The 18,212-nt window shown below is 69.2% G+C and carries 16 protein-coding genes and 1 riboswitch; of the genes, 5 read left to right on the top strand and 11 right to left on the bottom strand.

The genetic code is table 11. The annotated features are described in order from the left end of the window. Positions 1–81: 81 nt before the first annotated feature. From IL992_RS14430 to IL992_RS14465, 8 genes are all read right to left on the bottom strand, one after another. Positions 82–2,439 (bottom strand): HAD-IC family P-type ATPase, encoded by a 2,358-nt coding sequence (locus tag IL992_RS14430; protein WP_193203874.1) that lies wholly within the window; start codon positions 2,437–2,439, stop codon positions 82–84. A 248-nt stretch (positions 2,440–2,687) separates the two neighbouring features. Then, positions 2,688–3,194: a DUF1707 SHOCT-like domain-containing protein gene (locus IL992_RS14435; protein ID WP_226872959.1), complete on the bottom strand. Its 507-nt coding sequence runs from the start codon at positions 3,192–3,194 to the stop codon at positions 2,688–2,690. 8 nt (positions 3,195–3,202) lie between these two features. Further along, on the bottom strand, positions 3,203–4,006 hold the full coding sequence (locus IL992_RS14440) for an ABC transporter permease (protein WP_193203876.1): 804 nt from the start codon (positions 4,004–4,006) through the stop codon (positions 3,203–3,205). Then, a complete protein-coding gene (locus tag IL992_RS14445) occupies positions 4,003–4,968 on the bottom strand; it encodes an ATP-binding cassette domain-containing protein (RefSeq protein ID WP_193203877.1) in 966 nt (321 codons plus the stop codon). The genes IL992_RS14440 and IL992_RS14445 overlap by 4 nt, the downstream gene beginning before the upstream one ends. Positions 4,969–4,985: 17 nt before the next feature. Further along, positions 4,986–5,891: a DUF4097 family beta strand repeat-containing protein gene (locus IL992_RS14450; protein WP_193203878.1), complete on the bottom strand. Its 906-nt coding sequence runs from the start codon at positions 5,889–5,891 to the stop codon at positions 4,986–4,988. Positions 5,892–5,914: 23 nt separating this feature from the next. Then, positions 5,915–6,448: a toxin-antitoxin system HicB family antitoxin gene (locus IL992_RS14455; RefSeq protein WP_193203879.1), complete on the bottom strand. Its 534-nt coding sequence runs from the start codon at positions 6,446–6,448 to the stop codon at positions 5,915–5,917. 125 nt (positions 6,449–6,573) lie between these two features. Continuing rightward, entirely contained in the window at positions 6,574–7,593 is a 1,020-nt protein-coding gene (locus IL992_RS14460) for a ribonucleotide-diphosphate reductase subunit beta (protein WP_226872960.1), read from the bottom strand. Positions 7,594–7,646: 53 nt separating this feature from the next. Next, positions 7,647–10,091 carry a ribonucleoside-diphosphate reductase subunit alpha gene (locus IL992_RS14465; protein WP_319018541.1) on the bottom strand — a complete coding sequence of 815 codons (2,445 nt, stop codon included), beginning with the start codon at positions 10,089–10,091 and terminating at the stop codon, positions 7,647–7,649. Positions 10,092–10,225: 134 nt separating this feature from the next. Continuing rightward, a riboswitch (cobalamin riboswitch) is annotated at positions 10,226–10,452 on the bottom strand. 225 nt (positions 10,453–10,677) lie between these two features. Here IL992_RS14465 and IL992_RS14470 point away from each other — a divergent pair. Further along, positions 10,678–11,637: an alpha/beta fold hydrolase gene (locus IL992_RS14470; RefSeq protein WP_319018542.1), complete on the top strand. Its 960-nt coding sequence runs from the start codon at positions 10,678–10,680 to the stop codon at positions 11,635–11,637. Between the two features lie 57 nt (positions 11,638–11,694). Here IL992_RS14470 and IL992_RS14475 read toward each other — a convergent pair whose 3' ends face one another. Further along, entirely contained in the window at positions 11,695–12,420 is a 726-nt protein-coding gene (locus tag IL992_RS14475) for an alpha/beta fold hydrolase (RefSeq protein ID WP_193203880.1), read from the bottom strand. Positions 12,421–12,580: 160 nt separating this feature from the next. On the opposite strand from IL992_RS14475, the gene IL992_RS14480 reads away from it, so the two are divergent. Further along, positions 12,581–13,399, top strand: coding sequence for a helix-turn-helix domain-containing protein (locus IL992_RS14480; protein WP_193203881.1), 819 nt, complete (start codon positions 12,581–12,583; stop codon positions 13,397–13,399). 428 nt (positions 13,400–13,827) lie between these two features. Here IL992_RS14480 and IL992_RS14485 read toward each other — a convergent pair whose 3' ends face one another. Further along, entirely contained in the window at positions 13,828–14,457 is a 630-nt protein-coding gene (locus tag IL992_RS14485) for a hypothetical protein (protein ID WP_193203882.1), read from the bottom strand. 180 nt (positions 14,458–14,637) lie between these two features. On the opposite strand from IL992_RS14485, the gene IL992_RS14490 reads away from it, so the two are divergent. From IL992_RS14490 to IL992_RS14500, 3 genes are all read left to right on the top strand, one after another. Further along, entirely contained in the window at positions 14,638–15,600 is a 963-nt protein-coding gene (locus tag IL992_RS14490) for a GlxA family transcriptional regulator (RefSeq protein WP_193203883.1), read from the top strand. Positions 15,601–16,027: 427 nt separating this feature from the next. Beyond that, positions 16,028–16,237, top strand: a complete 210-nt coding sequence (locus tag IL992_RS14495; protein ID WP_193203884.1) for a hypothetical protein — start codon at positions 16,028–16,030, stop codon at positions 16,235–16,237. Positions 16,238–16,247: 10 nt separating this feature from the next. Next, entirely contained in the window at positions 16,248–16,946 is a 699-nt protein-coding gene (locus IL992_RS14500) for a response regulator transcription factor (RefSeq protein ID WP_193203885.1), read from the top strand. Here the strand turns inward: IL992_RS14500 and IL992_RS14505 are convergent. Continuing rightward, positions 16,891–18,156: a HAMP domain-containing sensor histidine kinase gene (locus IL992_RS14505; protein ID WP_193203886.1), complete on the bottom strand. Its 1,266-nt coding sequence runs from the start codon at positions 18,154–18,156 to the stop codon at positions 16,891–16,893. The genes IL992_RS14500 and IL992_RS14505 overlap by 56 nt on opposite strands. Positions 18,157–18,212 lie beyond the last annotated feature (56 nt).

The following is an 18,212-nucleotide window of genomic DNA, read 5'->3' on the forward strand; positions in this document are numbered from 1 at the left end:
CTACCGTGGCGAGGAGCCGCCCCGGGCGCGGGCGCCGACGGCGTGCACCTGCCCTGGACTCTGACCAGCCTGCCCTCCGGGTCACGTGGGCGGGGAAGGGCGACTCGTCGGGGTTGTGCGGGTGTGTCTCCAGGCCAGTTCGAGCGCGGCTGCGGCGACGACGGCGACGCCGACCGCAGTCCAGGGGATCGGGAAGCCGACCAGTTTCAGGGCGAAGAAATGTTGGAGCCATGGGGTGGCCAGCACCGCCATGAAGAACACGGCCATCGCGATCACGAGGGTTGCCCGCCATCGGGTGTAGGGGCGAGCGATGATGGCCAGGACCCACAAGGAGATCAGGAAGAGCGTCAGAGTGGCCGCGCTGGTCGCGGCGCCGAGCCTCGGGGCGCCGTAGTGATGGCGGGCGATCATGTAGGTGGCGAAGGTGGCGGTCCCTGCGATGAGCCCGCTGGGCAGGGCGAACCGCATGACGGTGCGGACGAAGTGGGGCCGGGCGCGTTCTGTGTTGGGAGCCAGAGCCAAGAAGAACGCGGGCAGCCCGATGGTGAGGGCGGACAGCAGGGTGGAGTGGCGGGGCAGGAACGGGTAGGGCACCCGCCAGATGACGACCAGCAGGCCGAGCAGGACCGAGTAGACGGTTTTGGTGAGGAAGAGGTTGGCGACGCGGGTGATGTTGCCGATGACGCGCCGGCCTTCGGTGACCACCGCCGGCAAGACGGCGAAGTCGTTGTCGAGTAGCACGATCTGCGCGACGGCGCGGGTGGCGTCACTGCCGGTGCCCATGGCGACACCGATGTCGGCGTCTTTGAGCGCGAGGACGTCGTTGACCCCGTCACCGGTCATGGCGACCGTGTGACCGCGCGCCTGCAGGGCGGCGACCATCTCGCGTTTCTGCCGAGGGGTGACGCGTCCGAAGACCGTCGTCTCCTCCAGTGTCCTGGCCAGCCGGTCCGGTTCGGTGGGGAGCCGCCGGGCGTCGATGGGATGCTCGGCGTGGGGCAGGTGGAGCCGGGCGGCGATGGCGGCGACCGAGACCGCGCTGTCACCCGATATGACTTTCGCGGCGACGCCCTGGTCGGCGAAGTAGCGCAGCGTTGCGGCCGCGTCGGAGCGCAGACGCTGGTCGAGCACGACCAGGGCGACGGGGTTGGTGTGCTGGGTGAGTGCGGGATGGTTCAGGTCGTTGCCGCTGGTGGCCAGGAGGAGGACACGTAGGCCCCGCGCGGCGAGGGTGTCGGCCGTGGCCAGGTGCGGATCGCCTGCCGGCAGCAGGACGTCCGGAGCACCGAGCAGCCAGGTGCCGCGCGCGCCGTCCGGGCTGTCCAGTACGGCCGCGCTGTACTTTCGGGCGGAGGAGAACGGCAGCACGGCAATACAGCGCCAGCCATTGTGCTCACTGGTCCCGTAGGCGTCGAGAATGGCCTGCAGGCTGGCATTCGGTCGTGGGTCGGCGGCAGCGAGGCAGGCCAGGGCCTGGGCCGGGTGCGTTGAACGTGCGCGGTCGAAGGTGATGAGGTCGCTGACGCGCATGCCGCCTTGGGTGAGGGTGCCGGTCTTGTCCAGGCACACGATGTCCACCCGGGCCAGTCCTTCGATGGCGGGCAGTTCCTGGACCAGGCACCTTTTGCGGCCGAGCCTGATCACTCCGATGGCGAAGGCCACTGAGGTCAGCAGGATCAGCCCCTCGGGGACCATGGGCACGATGCCGGCGACCATCCGCCGCACCCCCTCGGGCCAGTCGTGGTGCTGCAGATACAGCTGGCTGACGATCAGCGCGACCGCGACAGGAACCATCATCCAGGTCACGTACTTGAGGATGCGGCTGATGCCGGAGCGCAGTTCGGAGTGGACCAGAGTGAAGCGGCTGGCTTCCTCGGCGAGCTGGGCGGCGTAGGCGTGGCGGCCGACCTTGGTGGCGATGAAGGCGCCGCTGCCGGCCACCACGAAGCTGCCGGACAGCACGGCATCGCCGGGCTGCTTGGGCACCGGCTCCGGTTCGCCGGTCAGCAGCGACTCGTCGATCTCCAACCCGTCCGCCTGGGTGACGGTGCCGTCGACGACGCACTTGTCTCCGGTGCCGATCTCGATCAGGTCGTCGAGGACGATCTGTGAGACGGGAACGGTGACGCGCACGCCGTCGCGGCGGACCACGGGCCTGGTCTGCCCGATGAGGGCCAGGGCGTCGAGGGTGCGCTTGGCGCGCAGCTCCTGGAGGATGCCGATCCCGGTGTTGGCGATGACCACCAGGCCGAACAGACCGTCCCGCAGTGGGCCGACGACCACGATGACGGCGAACAAGGCGCCGATGATCGCATTGAATCGGGTGAAGACGTTGGCCCGCACGATCTCCCCGGTGGACCGGGAGGACCGGGCGGGAACGTCGTTGACCTGGCCGCGGGCGATCCGCTCGGCGACCTCGGCTGTGGTCAGCCCCGCCATGCTTTCCTCCGGCGCGTAACCGGTCCGCCGCGCTGGGGTAGCAGGCCGACCAGCGCGCCACCGGTCGCGGCCAGGAACACCGGCTTGCGCCACCGATCACTCACGGCGCCAAGAGAGCGCAGCATGTCGCGCCTCCACAATGACGAGACGATGAGAGTGCTGCCCTCAATACGACCGCCCTGCCCTACCGACCGATAGAGCCGAACGACCCCAAATCGTCTCTACTCCGCGTTGGCACGGGTGCCGCGTCACCTCCGCGCGGTGCGGATGGTGAGGCTGCCGTAGGGGAGCTCGCCGGTGATCTGGACGTGCAGCCTGCCGGGATATTGGCGGCCCGCTGCCGTGCAGGTCACTTTGCCCCAGCCGATGCGCACCCCGTCGGCGTTCGCGCTCGCGCCGGCGGGCAGGGTGATCGTGGCGCCGCCGTACGCGAGCCAGAGCTCGATGTCGATCCGTGTATACGGGATGTGGGCCCGGGACAGGTCGAGCCGTACTTTGCCGTACTCGGAGTCGATGCGCAGCCGGCGCGGGACGTGCCAGTCGCCCGTCCGCATGATGCGCCCACCCGTGGAAGCGATGTGGACCACTTCGTCCGGCAGGTCGGCGACGACCGGCTCCAGCTCGTGGGAGGAGATGGCGGTGAGCGCCAGTTCGAGCCGCTGCTCCAGCTCGGCGGGACCGAGCCGGCCGTCCGCGTACGCCTGCTGGACCAGCTCCACCGCCCTGTCACGCTCCCGGTCGGGGACGTGTCCCATCGCGTGGCTCATTGACTGACGGCTCTCTTGTACAGCCGCGTGGCCAGCGGCACGAACACGGCCAGGAGCAGGACCGACCACAGCAGCGACACCGGCACCGCATGCCGCAGCGGCCATGCGCCGGGCACGGGGATGGCCGGGCTGGTGTTGCCGAACAGTTCGCGTGCGGCCTGGACGAGTGTGGAGACCGGGTTCCATTCGGCGATCGGCTTCAGCGGTCCGGGCAGCCGCGTGCTGTCGACGAAGGCGTTGGACAGGAAGACCAGCGGGAACGACATGATGGTGGCGATGTTGTTGAAGACCTCGGGCGTACGCAGGGCCAGCGCGACCGTGGCCGTCACCCAGGAGAAGGCGTACGCGAACAGCAGCAGCATCAGGAACCCGAGGGCGGCCTCGAAGGGCGAGCTGTGGACGCGCCATCCGACGAGCAGCCCCACGAGCGCCATGGTGGCGATGCTGGTCACGTTCATGATCACGTCGCTGACGGTCTGGCCGGTCAGCACTGCCGTGGGCGACATCGGCAAGGTACGGAACCGGTCGAAGACGCCCTTCTGCAGGTCCTGGGTCAGCGTGTAGCCGGTGATCTGGGCACTGGTCACGATGGTCATGACGAAGATCCCGGGGAGCAGGTACTCCCCGTACGACATACCGGGCAGGCTGATCATGCTGCCGAAGACGTAGGTGAACAGCAGCACGAACACGATCGGGAGCATGACCACGCCGCCCAGCAGGTCGGGGGCTCGCCGGATCTTCAGGGCGTTGCGCTTGGTGATCGTCACGCCGTCGGCGACGGCCAGCCGCAGGGTGTTCATCGAGCGGTCTCCTTGGTCTTCTCGTCGGGCTGGTGTCCCGTGAGGCTCAGGAACACGTCGTCCAGGGTCGGCCTGCGCAGGCCGGCATCGCGTACGGCGATCCGCTCGGCAGCCAGGTGGCCGAGCGCCTTGGTCAGTGTGGCCGCGCCACCGGCCACCGGAATCGTCACCTGCAAAGCGGCGGCGTCGATCTGCATGTCCCCGACGGCCAGCGGCGCCAGCGTCCTGGCGGCGCTCTCCAGGTTCGCCGTGCTCGTCACCGACAGCTGAATCCGGTCGCCGCCGACCTGGTCCTTCAGCTCGTCGGCCGTGCCGAGTGCGATCACGCGTCCGTGGTCGACCACCGCGATGCGGTCGGCGAGCCGGTCGGCCTCCTCCAGGTACTGGGTGGTGAGCAGAACCGTCGTGCCTCCCGCGACGAGCTCGGCGATGACGTCCCACAGTCCGATCCTGGCCCGGGGGTCCAGGCCGGTGGTGGGCTCGTCGAGGAACAGCACGGGCGGGTTGGCGACCAGCGCGCCGGCCAGGTCGAGCCGGCGTCGCATGCCGCCGGAGTAGCCTCGCACGGGCCGGTCGGCCGCGTCGGTCAGATCGAAGCGGTCCAGCAGCTCGCGGGCGCGCTGCCTGCTGTTCCTGGTGCCCAGGTGGTAGAGGCGGCCGACCATCTCCAGGTTCTCGGCGCCGGTGAGGTGGTCGTCCACGGCGGCGTACTGGCCGGAGGCACCGATGTGCGCACGCAGCCGGTGGGCGTCACGGACGACGTCGAACCCGGCCACCATGGCGCGTCCGGCGTCCGGCTTGAGCAGCGTGGTGAGGATTCGCACCGTGGTGGTCTTGCCGGCGCCGTTCGGGCCGAGCAACCCGAACACCGCCCCCTCGGGAACGGTCAGCTCCATTCCGTCGAGGGCGGCCACGTCGCCGTATCTCTTGACCAAGCCCTCGGCCACGATCGCGTCTGGCATGGGAATCTCCTCGGTTGTCAGGAACGGTGAATGACGACGTCGCCGTAGGTGGTGTGGGTCCGCACCTCGACGATCCGGTCTGTCCGGCCGGGGCCGTCGCTGGGGTCGAGGGAGACGTCCACGGCGCCGTACGTGGAGCTCACGTCCAGCCAGGCGGCGGTGCCCTCCCGGATCCCGAGATCCAGGCCGCCGCCGGTGGTCTCCATGACGATCGAGCCGGACACCACCTCGCCGATCCGCACACCGGCGTACGCGGTCTTGGCGGCGACGCCGGCCAGGGCGCGGTCGACGGTGATGTCGCCGTGGGCGCTGTTCAGCCGCAGTTCGCCGGTCACCTCGCGGATGCGGACGGCGCCGTGGGAGGTCCTGACCGCGGCGGTGCCGTCGACCTCGCCTATGTGGATACTGCCGTGGGTCGTGGTGACCTCGGCGTGCCCGGACACGCGGGTGACCGAGATGTCGCCGTGGGTGCTCTTCACCCGTAGCCGACCGGCCTGTTCGATCCGGATGTCGCCGTAGGAGGTGGTGAGCGTCACCTCGCCGAGCGGTCCCCGGCACAGGACGGTTCCCGCCGTCTTGGCGTCAAGACGGGACCCGGCCGGCAGGTCGATCGTCACGTCGGCCGAGCCCGGGCCGAGCAGCAGCGAACGCGCCCAGTTCGTGGGCGATTCGACGAGCTTGCCGAGCGAGAGGCCCCAGCCGGAGGCGGAGCCCGCGTGCTCCTTGTCGGTCCGCACGAGGAGCCTGCCATCGGCGTAGTCCACCTGGGTATGCCGGGCGGCCTGTACGTCGGCGTCGTTGAGTTCGTCGCTCGGGCGGACTTCGACGACGGTGTCGGTGCGGTCGCTCGCGTTGATCCGGACGGTGCCGGTCGCCATGTCGAGGACGGCGAGGATGGGGCGTGCTGTCTCGAAGGTCCGCATTCGGGCCTCCTTGTCGCCGGTCATCAGCGCACCCAACCGCTGTAGCGGTTGCCGGTCTGCTGTGCCGGGCGCCGGCCGGAGCGGCGACCGGCGTTGCCGGGATCGAGGGCGGCGGCGACGGCGCGGACCAGCCAGGCGTTGACCGACAGCCCCTCACGTGTCGCCGCCTCCTCGATGCGCGGCTTGAGGTGCTCGGGAATCCGGAGTGAGATCCGGGACGTCCCGCCCTCGTCGGCGTCCGGCGGTGGTGGAGGGGCGGGCGCTCTCTCGACCTGCCCGGTCTCTCCCTCCCCCTCGAACGAGCGGGCGCTCTGTGGGGGCGGCGTCACGACGAAACCAGGGTCGCGCCCGCGCAGTCGCACCTCGACCGAGCCCGGTGCGAGGTCCTGGGTGATCTCGTCCGCCGCGGCGGACAGAGCCTCCAACAGCGCGAGCCGGGTGGCCGATTCGAGCGTCGCGGCGAGGCGCTCGGCCAGAGCACGAGCTTCCTCGCCGCCCGCTCCGGCAACCATCGCGAGTTCGCGCCGGAGGTGATCGACATAAGGCGCAAGATCCATGACGCCATCATGACATCACGATGGCGTCATATCAATCCCGATATGCCTACTGATGTGACGCCATAGAGACGCCACAAGCGCTGCGCCAGCGGCGCCGCCACGTGGCGTCGCGCGCCTTGAGGCGATCAGAAGTCGGCGTCGAAGCTGACGGTGCCGGTCACGCCCACCTGATACGCCGACACCCGCCGCTCGAAGAAGTTCGAGAGCTCCTGGACGTCCTGCAACTCCATGAAGGCGAACGGGTTCTTCGCCCCGTACAGCGGCGGGATGTCCAGCTGGGCCAGCCGGCGATCGGCGACGTGCTCCAGATAGGCCCGCATGTCGGCGATCGACATGCCGGGCACTCCGCCGCCGAGCAGGTCCTCCGCGAACTGGACCTCGCACTCCACCGCCTCGGCGAGCATCTCGCGGACCTGGTTCGCCATCTCCTCGTCGAACAGCCCCGGCTCCTCCTGGCGGACCGTTTCCACCACGTCGAAGGCGAAGGCCATGTGCATGGACTCATCGCGGAACACCCAGTTGGTGCCCGAGGCGAGACCGTTGAGCAGGCCACGCGAGCGCAGGAAGTACACGTAGGCGAAGGCCCCGTAGAAGAACAGACCCTCGATGCACGCGGCGAAGCAGATCAGGTTGAGCAGGAAGGCCCGCCGGTCCTCCCGGGTACGCAGCTCGCGCAGCTCGAAGATCGAGTCGATCCAGCGGAAACAGAAGTCGGCCTTGCGCCGGATGGAGGGGATGTTCTCGACCGCCGCGAACGCCGCGAACCGCTCGTCCTCGTCGGGTACGTAGGTGTCCAGCAGGTTCAAGTAGAACTGGACGTGGACGGCCTCCTCGAACAGCTGCCGGGACAGGTAGAGGCGGGCCTCGGGGGCGTTGATGTGCTGGTAGAGGTTGAGCACCAGGTTGTTGGCCACGATCGTGTCGCCGGTGGCGAAGAAGGCGACCAGGCGGCTGACCAGATGCCGCTCGGCGGGGGAGAGCCGGTCCAGGTCCTTGAGGTCGGAGTGCAGGTCCACCTCCTCCACCGTCCAGGTGTTCTTGATCGCGTCCCGGTAGCGGTCGAAGAAGCGCGGGTAGCGCATCGGCCTCAGGGTGAGGCTCATTCCCGGGTCGAGCAGCATCAGAGTCTCGGGGTTGGTGGTCATGACTCTCGCCTTTCGGGTAATGCGTGGCGGTTCTGGATTTCCAGGGGGCGTGCTCACTGGCACGCTTCGCACGACTCCGGGTTCTCCAGCGAGCAGGCGAGCGCCTCAGCGGTCATCGCCGCCTTCCCGGAGACCGTTCGCTCCGGCTGCGCCTTCTGCGACGCGAGGGACACCGTCGCCTGCTGGATCCGTGTGGCGGGACGCGACCGCAGGTAGTAGGTGGTCTTCAGGCCGCTCTTCCAGGCGTACAGGTACATCGAGGAGAGCTTGTCGATGGTCGGCGCGCTCATGAACAGGTTGAGCGACTGGCTCTGATCGATGTACGGCGCCCGCGCGGCGGCCATGTCGATGAGCGCTCGCTGCGGCAGCTCCCACGCCGTGCGGAACAGCTCGCGCAGCTCCGCCGGGAGTGCCTCGATCCCCTGGACCGAGCCGTCGGCCCGCTTGATGGCGGTCCTGATCTCCTCGTTCCACAGGCCGCGCGCCTTCAACTCCGCCACGAGCGCGCTGTTGATCTGGAGGAACTCGCCGCTGAGGGTCTCGCGCTTGAAGAGGTTGGACACCTGCGGCTCGATGCACTCGTAGCAGCCGGCGATGGACGCGATGGTCGCGGTGGGCGCGATCGCGATGAGCAGTGAGTTGCGCAGCCCGTGCTCGGCGATCCGCTCACGAAGCGCCGTCCAGCGCTCGTCCTGAGCACCGGTGACCTTCCACAGGTCGGGCTGCAGGAGCCCGCGGGCGGCCCAGGTCTGCTGGAAGGCCGGATGAGGGCCCGCCTTCGCGGCCAGGTCTGCCGAGGTCTCCAACGCCGTCAGATAGATCTCCTCGGCGATGCGGGTGGACAGGTCCTTCGCCTGGGGAGAGTCGAACGGCATCCGAAGCGCGAAGAAGACGTCCTGGAGGCCCATCACGCCGAGGCCGACGGGGCGCCAGCGGGGGTTGCTGGCCGCGGCCTGCGGGCTCGGGTAGTAGTTGATGTCGATGACGCGGTCGAGGAAGGTGACCGCGGTGCGCACGGTGGCGCGCAGCCGCTCCCAGTCCATCTCGGTTCCGGCCCGGTGCGTGGCGAGGTGCGCGGCGAGGTTGACCGAGCCGAGGTTGCACACGGCGGTCTCCGTGTCGCTGGACACCTCGAGGATCTCCGTGCACAGGTTGGACAGGTGCACCACGTTGCCGGGCTCGGCGGTCTGGTTGCACAGCCGGTTGGACGCGTCTTTGAAGGCCATCCAGCCGTTGCCGGTCTGGGCCAGCGTGCGCATCATCTTGCCGTACAGGTCCCTGGCCTTGACCTGACGGACGTACCGGCCGGCGGCCTCGGCCGCACGGTAGGCGGCGTCGAAGTCCTCTCCCCACAGATCGGGCAGCTCCGGGACCTCGTCCGGGTCGAACAGCGACCACATCGCGTCGGCTTCGACCCGCCGCATGAACTCGTCCGGGATCCAGTTGGCGAGGTTGAGGTTGTGGGTGCGGCGGGCGTCCTCGCCGGTGTTGTCGCGCAGTTCGAGGAACTCCTCGATGTCGGGGTGCCAGGTCTCCAGGTAGACGCAGGCCGCGCCCTTGCGGCGGCCGCCCTGGTTGACGGCGGCCACCGACGCGTCGAGGGTGCGCAGCCACGGCACGATGCCGTTGGAGTGCCCGTTCGTGCCCCGGATGAGCGCCCCCCGCGAACGCACCCGCGACCAGGAGATGCCGATCCCTCCGGCGAACTTCGACAGGTGCGCCACCTGCGCGTACCGCTCGTAGATCGAGCCCAGCTCGTCGCGTGGGGAGTCGACCAGGTAGCAGGAGGACATCTGGGTGTGCCGCGTCCCCGAGTTGAACAGCGTCGGCGAGCTGGGCAGGTAGGCCAGCGACGACATCAGCCGGTAGAACCCGATCGCCTCGGCCGGTGTGGTCGCCAGGCCGCACGCCACGCGCAGCAGCCAATACTGCGGGGTCTCCAGCACCAGCCGGGTGGAGGGATGGCGCAGCAGGTAACGGTCGTACACCGTGCGCAGGCCGAAGTACTCGAACCGGAGGTCGCCCCTGGGGTCGATCGCGTCGTCGAGCTTGCGGGCGTTCGCGGCCACGAAGTCGGCCGTGGCATCGCCGATCAGCCCCTGTGCGTGTCCCAGCCGGATCGCCTGGCTGAAGGAGGCCACTCCCTGGCCGCGGACCTCCTTGTCGATGTAGCCGGCCAGCAGCCGGGCGGCCAGCCGCGAGTACTGCGGCTCCTCGCCGATCATCTCCGCCGCGGTCTGGATGGACAGCCGATCCAGCTCGGCGGTGGTGGCCCCGTCGTACAGGCCGCTGATCGTCTTGGTCGCCACACGGAGCGGATCGACGTCGGTGAGATCGTCCGCCCAGCGCTCCACCGCTCGGACGATCTTGTTGACGTCGACCGGCTCGCTCGCCCCGTTGCGCTTGCGTACGTGCATCTGCACTCGTCGCGGCATCGACACCTGCCGCTCGGCGTCCACCGACGACACCCCGTCCGGTGACACCCCTGTGACCGTCACAGCTCTCTCCTCGCGCTCGGTCCCCAAGGTCCGAGGCAGCGCGCAGGAGGCATGCCGGCGCGAGCACGCGAAAGCGGCGCGCCAGAGCCATCGGCCGTCCCGCGCGGCCTCCGACCAGCCGCACACCCGTTCACGCGGTGCGCGGCGCGCTGGCAGGTCTTCGGACTCGTGGGCGGCGCGGCCAGGTTGCCGCATTGCCTACTGGTTGTCGCTTCCCAGATCCGCTCGTAGGCCGGATCCAGTGCGTGTGACAACGGTCGTTCCCACTCACCGCTGCGGGGCAGTCCCGGACTCCCACCGGGTTCCCTCTTGCCTCGGCCGCCCTGGATGGACGGACGAACCAGCTGCAGCGACCACCATATATAGGGGGCGAGGAAAAGTCACACCCAACATGTCGCGTCACACTGGTAACGCACCCGGTGTGTGTCCGGCAAGAAGGGCCCCGGGCCCTCCCCGGCAGACCACGCTTGTCCCCCGCGCGAGCTACCGGCGAATGTCCACCGTGCGGGGACGATCCCGGACCGCCCCGATCCGTAGCGTTACGACGCAGCCACGGCGCCCCGTTCACTTCTCCCGCTACACCGCCGTGCGCATCATCACCCCGGCGTCGACCCCCTCACTGGAGGACCTCATGCTCGGCAGGATCAAGACACCCGTTGTGGCCGCGCTGTGCTGCACCGTGCTCGGTGTGGCGGTTGCGGGCTGCGACGGCGACTCGCTGGAGAACTGGGATCCCCTCGCCCCCGCCACGCGGACGGCCGATGCCGCCCCGATCTCCGGGACCGAGAAGATCGATGTCGCGGGCCGGTCGGTGAACGTGTCCTGTTCGGGCACCCCGGAGAAGGGCAGGCCGGTCATCATCCTGATGCACGGGGCAGGTGATGGGCTGGACAAGCTGGCCGCCATCCAGAAGACGCTGAGCAAGCAGAACCGGGTCTGTTCCTACGACCGGCTCGGCGCGGGCGCGAGCGACCAGCCCGAGGGCCCGCAGAGCTTCTCCAGCACCGGGAAGATCCTGACCGGGGTGCTCGACCGCGTCGCCGGCGACGGCCCGGTCGTCCTGGCCGGGCACTCGCTGGGCGGGCTGATCGCCGCCAGGTACGCGCCCGACCACCAGGACAGGGTCAAGGGGCTGGTCCTGATGGACGCCACCCCGTCCACCATGCTGGACGACATCACGAAGGCGATCCCCGAGTCCGCCACGGGCCCGGCGGCCGAGTTGCGCGCACAGAACCTCGCGGTGTTCAAGGGTGAGAACCCGGAGAAGCTCGTCGTCACCGACGGCGAGGTCCGTTCCGCCGGGAACATCCCGGTGGAGGTGATCCAGCACGGCAAGCAGTACCTCGCGGCCGTCCCCAAGTACGGGCCGCGCCTGGAGAAGGCGTGGGCCGCGGGCCAGCACAAGTGGCTCGCGCTGTCCAGCGACAGCAAGCTGAGCACGGCCAAGAACAGCGGCCACTACATCTACGTCGACCAGCCCGACGTCGCCGTACAGGCCATCGAACGCGTCACCGAGCAGGCCGCACGTCAGGCGCAGGGTGAGTGACCACACCGACCCGGGCCGGGGCTGCCGGAAGCGGCCCGCGCGGCTCGAACGGGCGGGTCAGCCCAGCTTGAGCAGCAGTTCGGTGAGCTCGGCCGGCATGGTGATCATGCAGTCGTGGCCCGTCTCCAGTTCCCACACCTGTGCCGGGCTGCCGTTGGGCTGTATCGCCGGGACGGGCCGCCGCTCGATGCCCTCCGGCACGCCGGCGACGCAGTGGATGTGCGTCCGCGGAATCGTGTGCACGGCCGGGTTGTCCAGCCGGACCGGTTGCCGCAAGCAGAGCACCGGCTGATCCGACAACATCGTCCGCAGCCACGCCATGTCCGCCGGGTCGGTGACCCCGAACAGGCCCAGGGGCGGCGGCAACTCGGGCATCGGCGGGATCCGCCAGCCGACCTCGGACTCCGCGGCGCGGTCGATGAGGGCCTGGGTCATGGGATGCACATCGACCGCGCTCTCGCCGTCCTCCGGGACCATCGCGTCGAGATAGACCAGATGGGCGATCCGATCCGGGATCCGGTTGGCGGCGGACGAGATGACCAGCCCGGCGTAGCTGTGGCCCACCAGGATCACGTCGGCGAGGTCCTCCTCGGTGATCAGCCTGACGATGTCGTCGACGTGCGTGTCCAGCCCTACCTCGGGGCCGAGCAGATGCGCCTTGTCGCCGAAGCCGGTCAGCGACGGCGCGACCACCCGATGCCCGGCCGATGCCAGCAACGGGACCACCCGCTCCCAGCACTGCCCGCTGTGCCAGGCCCCGTGTACGAGCAGAAATGTTGACATGGTGTAGCTCCTCGTTTGCCGAAGGGACCACCAGCCGATTTCGCCGGCGTTCGTCCCGGGAAGTGAGGTTTCCGCTCACCCGCCGACAGAGCCAGAGCCCCCACGATCCTGGGGGTGACAGGACCAGGCACGACGAAAGTGCGCGAATTACAGTGAGGACATGAGCGACGAATCCAACCTTCTGGGCGATTACGTACGCGCCCGCCGGGAGCTCGTCACTCCTGAACAGGCCGGCATCCCCTCCGTGGGCGTACGGCGCGTGCCGGGCCTGCGCCGGGAGGAGGTCGCGATGCTCGCCGGCATCAGCGCCGACTACTACCTGCGCCTGGAACAGGGCCGCGACCGCAACCCCTCCGCGCAGGTCCTCGAGTCCCTCGCCCGCGTGCTGCTGCTCGACGACGACGCGACGGCCTACCTGCTACGCCTTGGAGCGGGAAAACCCCGGCGGCGACGGCGGCCCCGGAAGGAAACCGTCCCTCCCGGCATCGCCAAGCTCGTCGCCACGCTCCCGCTCCCCGCGTACGTCGAGGGCCGCTACTTCGACGTCCTCGCCGCCAATGCGCTGGCGACCGCTCTGTCGCCGCGACTCGTGGCGGGGGGCAACCGCCTGCGGGACGTGTTCCTGGACCCCGCCGAGCAGGCCCTCTACCCGGACTGGGAGGACGCCGCACAGGGCATGGTCGCCGGCTTCCGCGAGTCCGTCGGCACCGACACCGACGACCCCCGATTCATCGAACTCGTCGGCGAACTCTCCCTCGCCAGCCCTCGCTTCAGCAGGCTCTGGGCCCGCCACGACGTGAACACGTGCGAAGGCACACCCAAGCACATCGACCACCCCCAGGTCGGTGGCCTGTGGCTGAACCGGGAGAGATTGGGCGTCAGCGGCGCGACAGGCCAGACACTCGTCGTCCTCCACCCGGACCCCGGCACCGACAGTGCCGACAAGCTGGCGCTCCTCGCGTGCATCGTGCGGACATGACCCCACCCATGCTCGGCCGGGTGGCCCAGCCCGCGCAGACCGCCGAGGCGCTCTGTTTCCTCGCCTGGCCACGCTCCAGTTCCATCACGGGCACCGTAGTCGCTGCAACGAGCACCACCCCAGCGAGTCCACGTACCCGCCGTGGCCGTTGCAGTGGGCCGACCTTACCCGCCCTCGGCCGCTAACCGGCGCCGGCCACACCGACCACGGCGAGTCCTCCGGGCCGCCGTTAGCTTCCTCGAAAGCCGGCTGACGTCGGCGCGGAGCATTCCCGGGACGAGCGGAAACGCCGGCTGCCGAGGTCCGCTGCAAAGCGAACAAAGGCAGCCGGCGTTCACCTGCGCCTGATGTCCTGACCGGTCGCGATTCCGCCAGGAGCGCCGCTCAGAGCCGGACGCTCACCCCGTCGCGCCCGGACGATCGCCGGCTCATCCCGCCGAACCCGTGTAGCTGTACGTCGCGTTCCCGTGGACGGTGATACGCGACCACGGCTTCATGCTGGCATAGCATCCGTACTTGATCACGCAGTACTCCAGATGGCGCTGCAGATGCGACCATGCCGATGTCGTCCCGATCCCACCCGCTTGGTTGACCTGCAACTCCCGCATATAAACCATGCTCTGAGCATCGCTCAGGTAGTCGTAGCGATTCTGCCAGGAGGTCACCCGAGAGCCGTCGCGGCAGTAGACGACGCGGTGATGCCACACGTATATGGTCGACCCGAGCAGGCTCCGCTTGCGGAACCAGACGTCCGCGTACGCACCGCAAATGGCGTGCGTGCTCGCGTCGTCGTTCGTGGATGTACTGGACTCGTCAGGCTTCGTGGGATCCGGGACCTGCGCGGCGATCTCCGGATCGGATTTGAGCAACTCCAGATCCTCGTTCGTGTAGGTACCGTCCGCCACTCGGGCGAGCGCATCCGCGATCGGGTCGCCCTGCGCTGCGGCAGCAGGAGGGCCGATGAGGAGTACGGCCAGTCCCAGCGCGGCGGCGACACTCGAACGAAGAGCGCGGCGTGCGGATCCAGTGCTTACCTGGAATCGCGACTCAGCTGACATTTCGGTCCTTTCTCGGAGGGTTTTGGAATTCCCATTCCAGAGACTCGGCACCAGGGCGCGTATTGGGCTCCGTCCGAGGCCTGGCTCAACTCTCCCGGCGGCTTGAGAAAGCGCCAATGAGGGCGCCGGTAACAGGTCCGGAAGTCTTGGCTGTGTGTCTTTCCGACGTAGAGTCATGCCATGACGCAACGACGTGTGGTCGTGCTCGGATACCATGCGGCGGAGTTGCTGGACATTTCATGCGTGACGTCCAGCCTGATAATGGCGAACCTGCACGGCGCCGTACCGCTCTACGACGTGTGCCTGGCCACCCCGTCAGGCCTGCCCATCACGTGCGCGAGCGGGTTGACGCTGCAGGGGCAGCAGGCCCTCGAGCACATCACCGGACCGCTGGACACACTCGTGGTGTCGGGAGGAATCGGGCACGAAGACGCCGCCGCCAGCCAAGTGATCGTCGGCCACGTCCGCCGCCTGGCCCGGGAGAGTCGCCGCGTCGCCTCGGTGTGCACGGGCGCGGCGGTACTGGCCGCCGCGGGCCTGCTCGACGGGCGTCGGGCCACCACTCACTGGAAGTACGGGTACGTGCTCGCCACCCGTCACCCGGAAATCACCGTCGACGCTGAGCCGATCTTCATCCGCGACGGCAACATCGTCACGGCCGCCGGGGTCACAAGCGCCCTCGACCTCACCCTCGCTTTCATCGAAGAGGATCACGGGACCCCGCTCGCCCGGGAGGTGGCCCGCTACCTGGTGGCCTACCTGCAGCGACCCGGCAACCAGGCCCAGATGAGTATGTTCACAGAAGGCCCGCCGCCAAGCGACAGCCTGGTCAAGCGCGTCGTGGACCACATCACGGGCCACCTGGACGGCGACCTGACCACGGCCTCCCTGGCGGCCGATGCGGGCGTGAGCGAGCGGCATCTCACCCGCCTGTTCCTCAGGCACCTGGGCCAGAGCCCGGGCCGGTTCGTACGCCGGGCCCGCACCGAGGCCGCCGCCCATCTCCTCGTCTCCACCTCCCTGCCCATGGCCGCCATCGCGGCCCGTTGCGGCTTCGGCACGACGGAAAGCCTCCGTCAGAACTTCCTCGATAGGTACGGCATCCCGCCCTCGCGCTACCGCCTGACCAAAACCATGCGGTAGCGATGAAGGTGATCGCCGCAGCAACCGGAACCCGCAGTCCCGTACGCCGCCCGCCTGCACTCGAAGGACGACAACGAGGCGGGAACTGGGGGCAGCGCTACCGGCGCGACGCGCCCCCGGACAGGCGTCTGCAAAGGTCTGCAGGTGCTGGTGCTCGTCGACCTCGAGGGTGTCGGGGTGGCGGAGGAACCAGCCGGTGGCCTGGCGGACGGTCGGCGGGGATGGCGGCGGCAGGGCAAGGTGGTCTGAGACCTCCAGGGCCGCACGAGCTGGCGCACCATGGTGGCCTTGCCGCGGTAGCCCATGGTCTTGATCTCCTGGTAGAGCTGCTCGGCATTGATGCAGCCCTACGAGGGCTGACGCCGACCTCGGGCACTGGTCTGTCAACACCGTCCAGCGGGACGACCCCACCCAGGCGTCGGTCGCCGTGGTCGCAGGTCTTCTGCTCGGCGGTGCCGTACTCGCCGCCGGCCGCATGCTGTGGACCCGCGCCCGCTCACTGGCCGCCGCGGCCCAGCGGGCCGCCTGTATGCCCGCCCATGACGACCTGGTCGTCATCGAACACGAACTGTCGGCAGAGCCGCCCTGGATGACCTACACCTGCTGTTGGAGTTCATCGGCGTCTGACATGGTGTAAGGCTGGGTGCATGGCACGGGTGCTTGTGGTGGAGGACGATCCGGTGATCGGGCCGGAGCTGGAGTCGGTGCTGACCGTCGCGGGCTACCGCACCGACCTCGCGGCCACGGGGGCGAGGGCGCTCGATCTGGGCGTTGCGGTGATGCCCGATCTGGTGCTGCTGGACCTGGGGCTGCCGGACGATGACGGTGTCACCGTGTGCCGCCGGTTGCGGGCGGTTCTGCCGCAGGCGGTGATCGTGGTGCTGACTGCGCGCACCGAGGAGTTCGAGGTGGTCGTGGCGCTCGACGCGGGGGCGGACGACTATCTGACCAAGCCGTTCCGGCTGACCGAGCTGCTGGCCAGGATTCGAGCCCATTTGCGTCGTCAGGCGGCGCCTCGGGACGACGATCGGACCTTGAAGGTGGGGCGGCTCAGTCTCGACCTGCCGGCTCGCAGGGCGTACGTCGCGGGCGACGAGGTGGCGCTGCGGCCCAAGGAGTTCGACCTGCTGACGGCGCTGGCATCCCGCGCCGGTGAGGTCGTCTCCCGCGAGGATTTGATGGACGAGGTGTGGGACGTCAACTGGTTCGGGCCGACCAAGACGCTCGACGTGCACGTGTTCGCGCTCCGCCGCAAACTCATCGATCACGGCGAGGATCCGCAGCGGATCGTCACGGTACGGGGACGGGGCTACCGGTATGAGCTGCCGGAGACAGCAGAAGGCTGAAGACCGGCGGAGCGGTCCTGCGCAGGACCAGGCGGCCCGCCTCGGCCTCAGCCAGTGAGCGGGCCAGCGCCAGGCCGATGCCGTGCCCGTCGGCCGCGCGCCGGGCGAACACGTCCACACCCTCGCGGACTCCCGGCCCGCGGTCGGCGACCTCGATCGCGATGCCGTCGGCGAGGTCCGTCGCCTCGACGGTGACCTCGCCCTCGCCGTGGACCAGAGCGTTGTCGAGCAGCACGCGCAAGATCTGCCGCACCGCCGCGGCGGAGGCGTCGACGGGGGGCAGGTCATCCGGCACGCTGACCGTCAGCCGGCGCCCCTGGGCGGCGAGCGGGCCCTGCCAGCACTCCCTGACTTCATCGAGCACGGCGGGGACGTCGAGCGGCGCCGACCCGGTCCGGTTGTCACGAGTGAGCCGCACGAGGTCGTCGATCACGGTCTGCAGCCGCTCGCCTCGCCCGAGAGCGGTGTGGACGGCGTCGGCGAGGGCGGCGTCCGGCCGGGCCAGGGCCGCCTCCAGCCCGAGCATCATCCCGGTGAGCTGGGTGCGGAGCTGGTGGGAGACGTTGGCGCTGAAGGCGCGCTCACGATCGAGCACGTCACCGAGCCTGCGGGCGGTGGCTTCCAGCGCGAGCCCGGCCTGGTCGGCCTCCCGCACATTGGATCGCGGCGCCCGGATCGTGAAGTCGCCGTCACCGAGGGCCTGCGCGGAACGTGTCAGATCCTCCAGCGGCGCGGCGAGCCTCGCCGACTGACGCCGTGCGAACGCGACGGCCAACCCGATCACGAATACGGCCAGCCCGGCCATGACGAGCCACGCGATGTGCGTCTTGCCGACCACCGTGTCGTACGAGGTGGCGACCCTCACCACCCCCGGCGTCTCGTCGAACGGGATGGGCGCGGTGGCGATGAGGGCATCACCCTCGACACCCTCTTTGAGCGGCGACCGGGCAGGGCCCGAGCCCAGGATCCGCCGTCCATCTGTCGTGTAGACGCCGACGGTCATATCGGAGGGAAGACCGGTGGGGAGCGAAACCGGGGCGGGGCCGGAGAAGGTGGAGGCCACCCACGTCGCCTCCATTTCCAGTGACTCGATCGCTCCGTCGTGGTAGAGCCGGGCGACGGCCACGGCCAGCGGCACCGCGAACAAGGAGACGGCCAGCACGGCCACACCCGTGATCGTGGTGAGCAGACGGCTGCGCAACGACCTCATCCGCCCATGGTGGCCCCGCGAAGGTAAGCGGGACGCTAACCGAACGATGAGTAACC

The sequence above is a fragment of the Microbispora sitophila genome (assembly GCF_014892245.1).
Lineage (GTDB): Bacteria > Actinomycetota > Actinomycetes > Streptosporangiales > Streptosporangiaceae > Microbispora > Microbispora siamensis.

Bases quoted from the DNA above. Each gene is read 5' to 3' on its own strand.
- IL992_RS14430 (WP_193203874.1), bottom strand. From the start codon at position 2,439: ATGGCGGGGCTGACCACAGCCGAGGTCGCCGAGCGGATCGCCCGCGGC.
- IL992_RS14435 (WP_226872959.1), bottom strand. From the start codon at position 3,194: ATGGGACACGTCCCCGACCGGGAGCGTGACAGGGCGGTGGAGCTGGTC.
- IL992_RS14440 (WP_193203876.1), bottom strand. From the start codon at position 4,006: ATGAACACCCTGCGGCTGGCCGTCGCCGACGGCGTGACGATCACCAAG.
- IL992_RS14445 (WP_193203877.1), bottom strand. From the start codon at position 4,968: ATGCCAGACGCGATCGTGGCCGAGGGCTTGGTCAAGAGATACGGCGAC.
- IL992_RS14450 (WP_193203878.1), bottom strand. From the start codon at position 5,891: ATGCGGACCTTCGAGACAGCACGCCCCATCCTCGCCGTCCTCGACATG.
- IL992_RS14455 (WP_193203879.1), bottom strand. From the start codon at position 6,448: ATGGATCTTGCGCCTTATGTCGATCACCTCCGGCGCGAACTCGCGATG.
- IL992_RS14460 (WP_226872960.1), bottom strand. From the start codon at position 7,593: ATGACCACCAACCCCGAGACTCTGATGCTGCTCGACCCGGGAATGAGC.
- IL992_RS14475 (WP_193203880.1), bottom strand. From the start codon at position 12,420: ATGTCAACATTTCTGCTCGTACACGGGGCCTGGCACAGCGGGCAGTGC.
- IL992_RS14480 (WP_193203881.1), top strand. From the start codon at position 12,581: ATGAGCGACGAATCCAACCTTCTGGGCGATTACGTACGCGCCCGCCGG.
- IL992_RS14485 (WP_193203882.1), bottom strand. From the start codon at position 14,457: ATGTCAGCTGAGTCGCGATTCCAGGTAAGCACTGGATCCGCACGCCGC.
- IL992_RS14490 (WP_193203883.1), top strand. From the start codon at position 14,638: ATGACGCAACGACGTGTGGTCGTGCTCGGATACCATGCGGCGGAGTTG.
- IL992_RS14500 (WP_193203885.1), top strand. From the start codon at position 16,248: ATGGCACGGGTGCTTGTGGTGGAGGACGATCCGGTGATCGGGCCGGAG.
- IL992_RS14505 (WP_193203886.1), bottom strand. From the start codon at position 18,156: ATGAGGTCGTTGCGCAGCCGTCTGCTCACCACGATCACGGGTGTGGCC.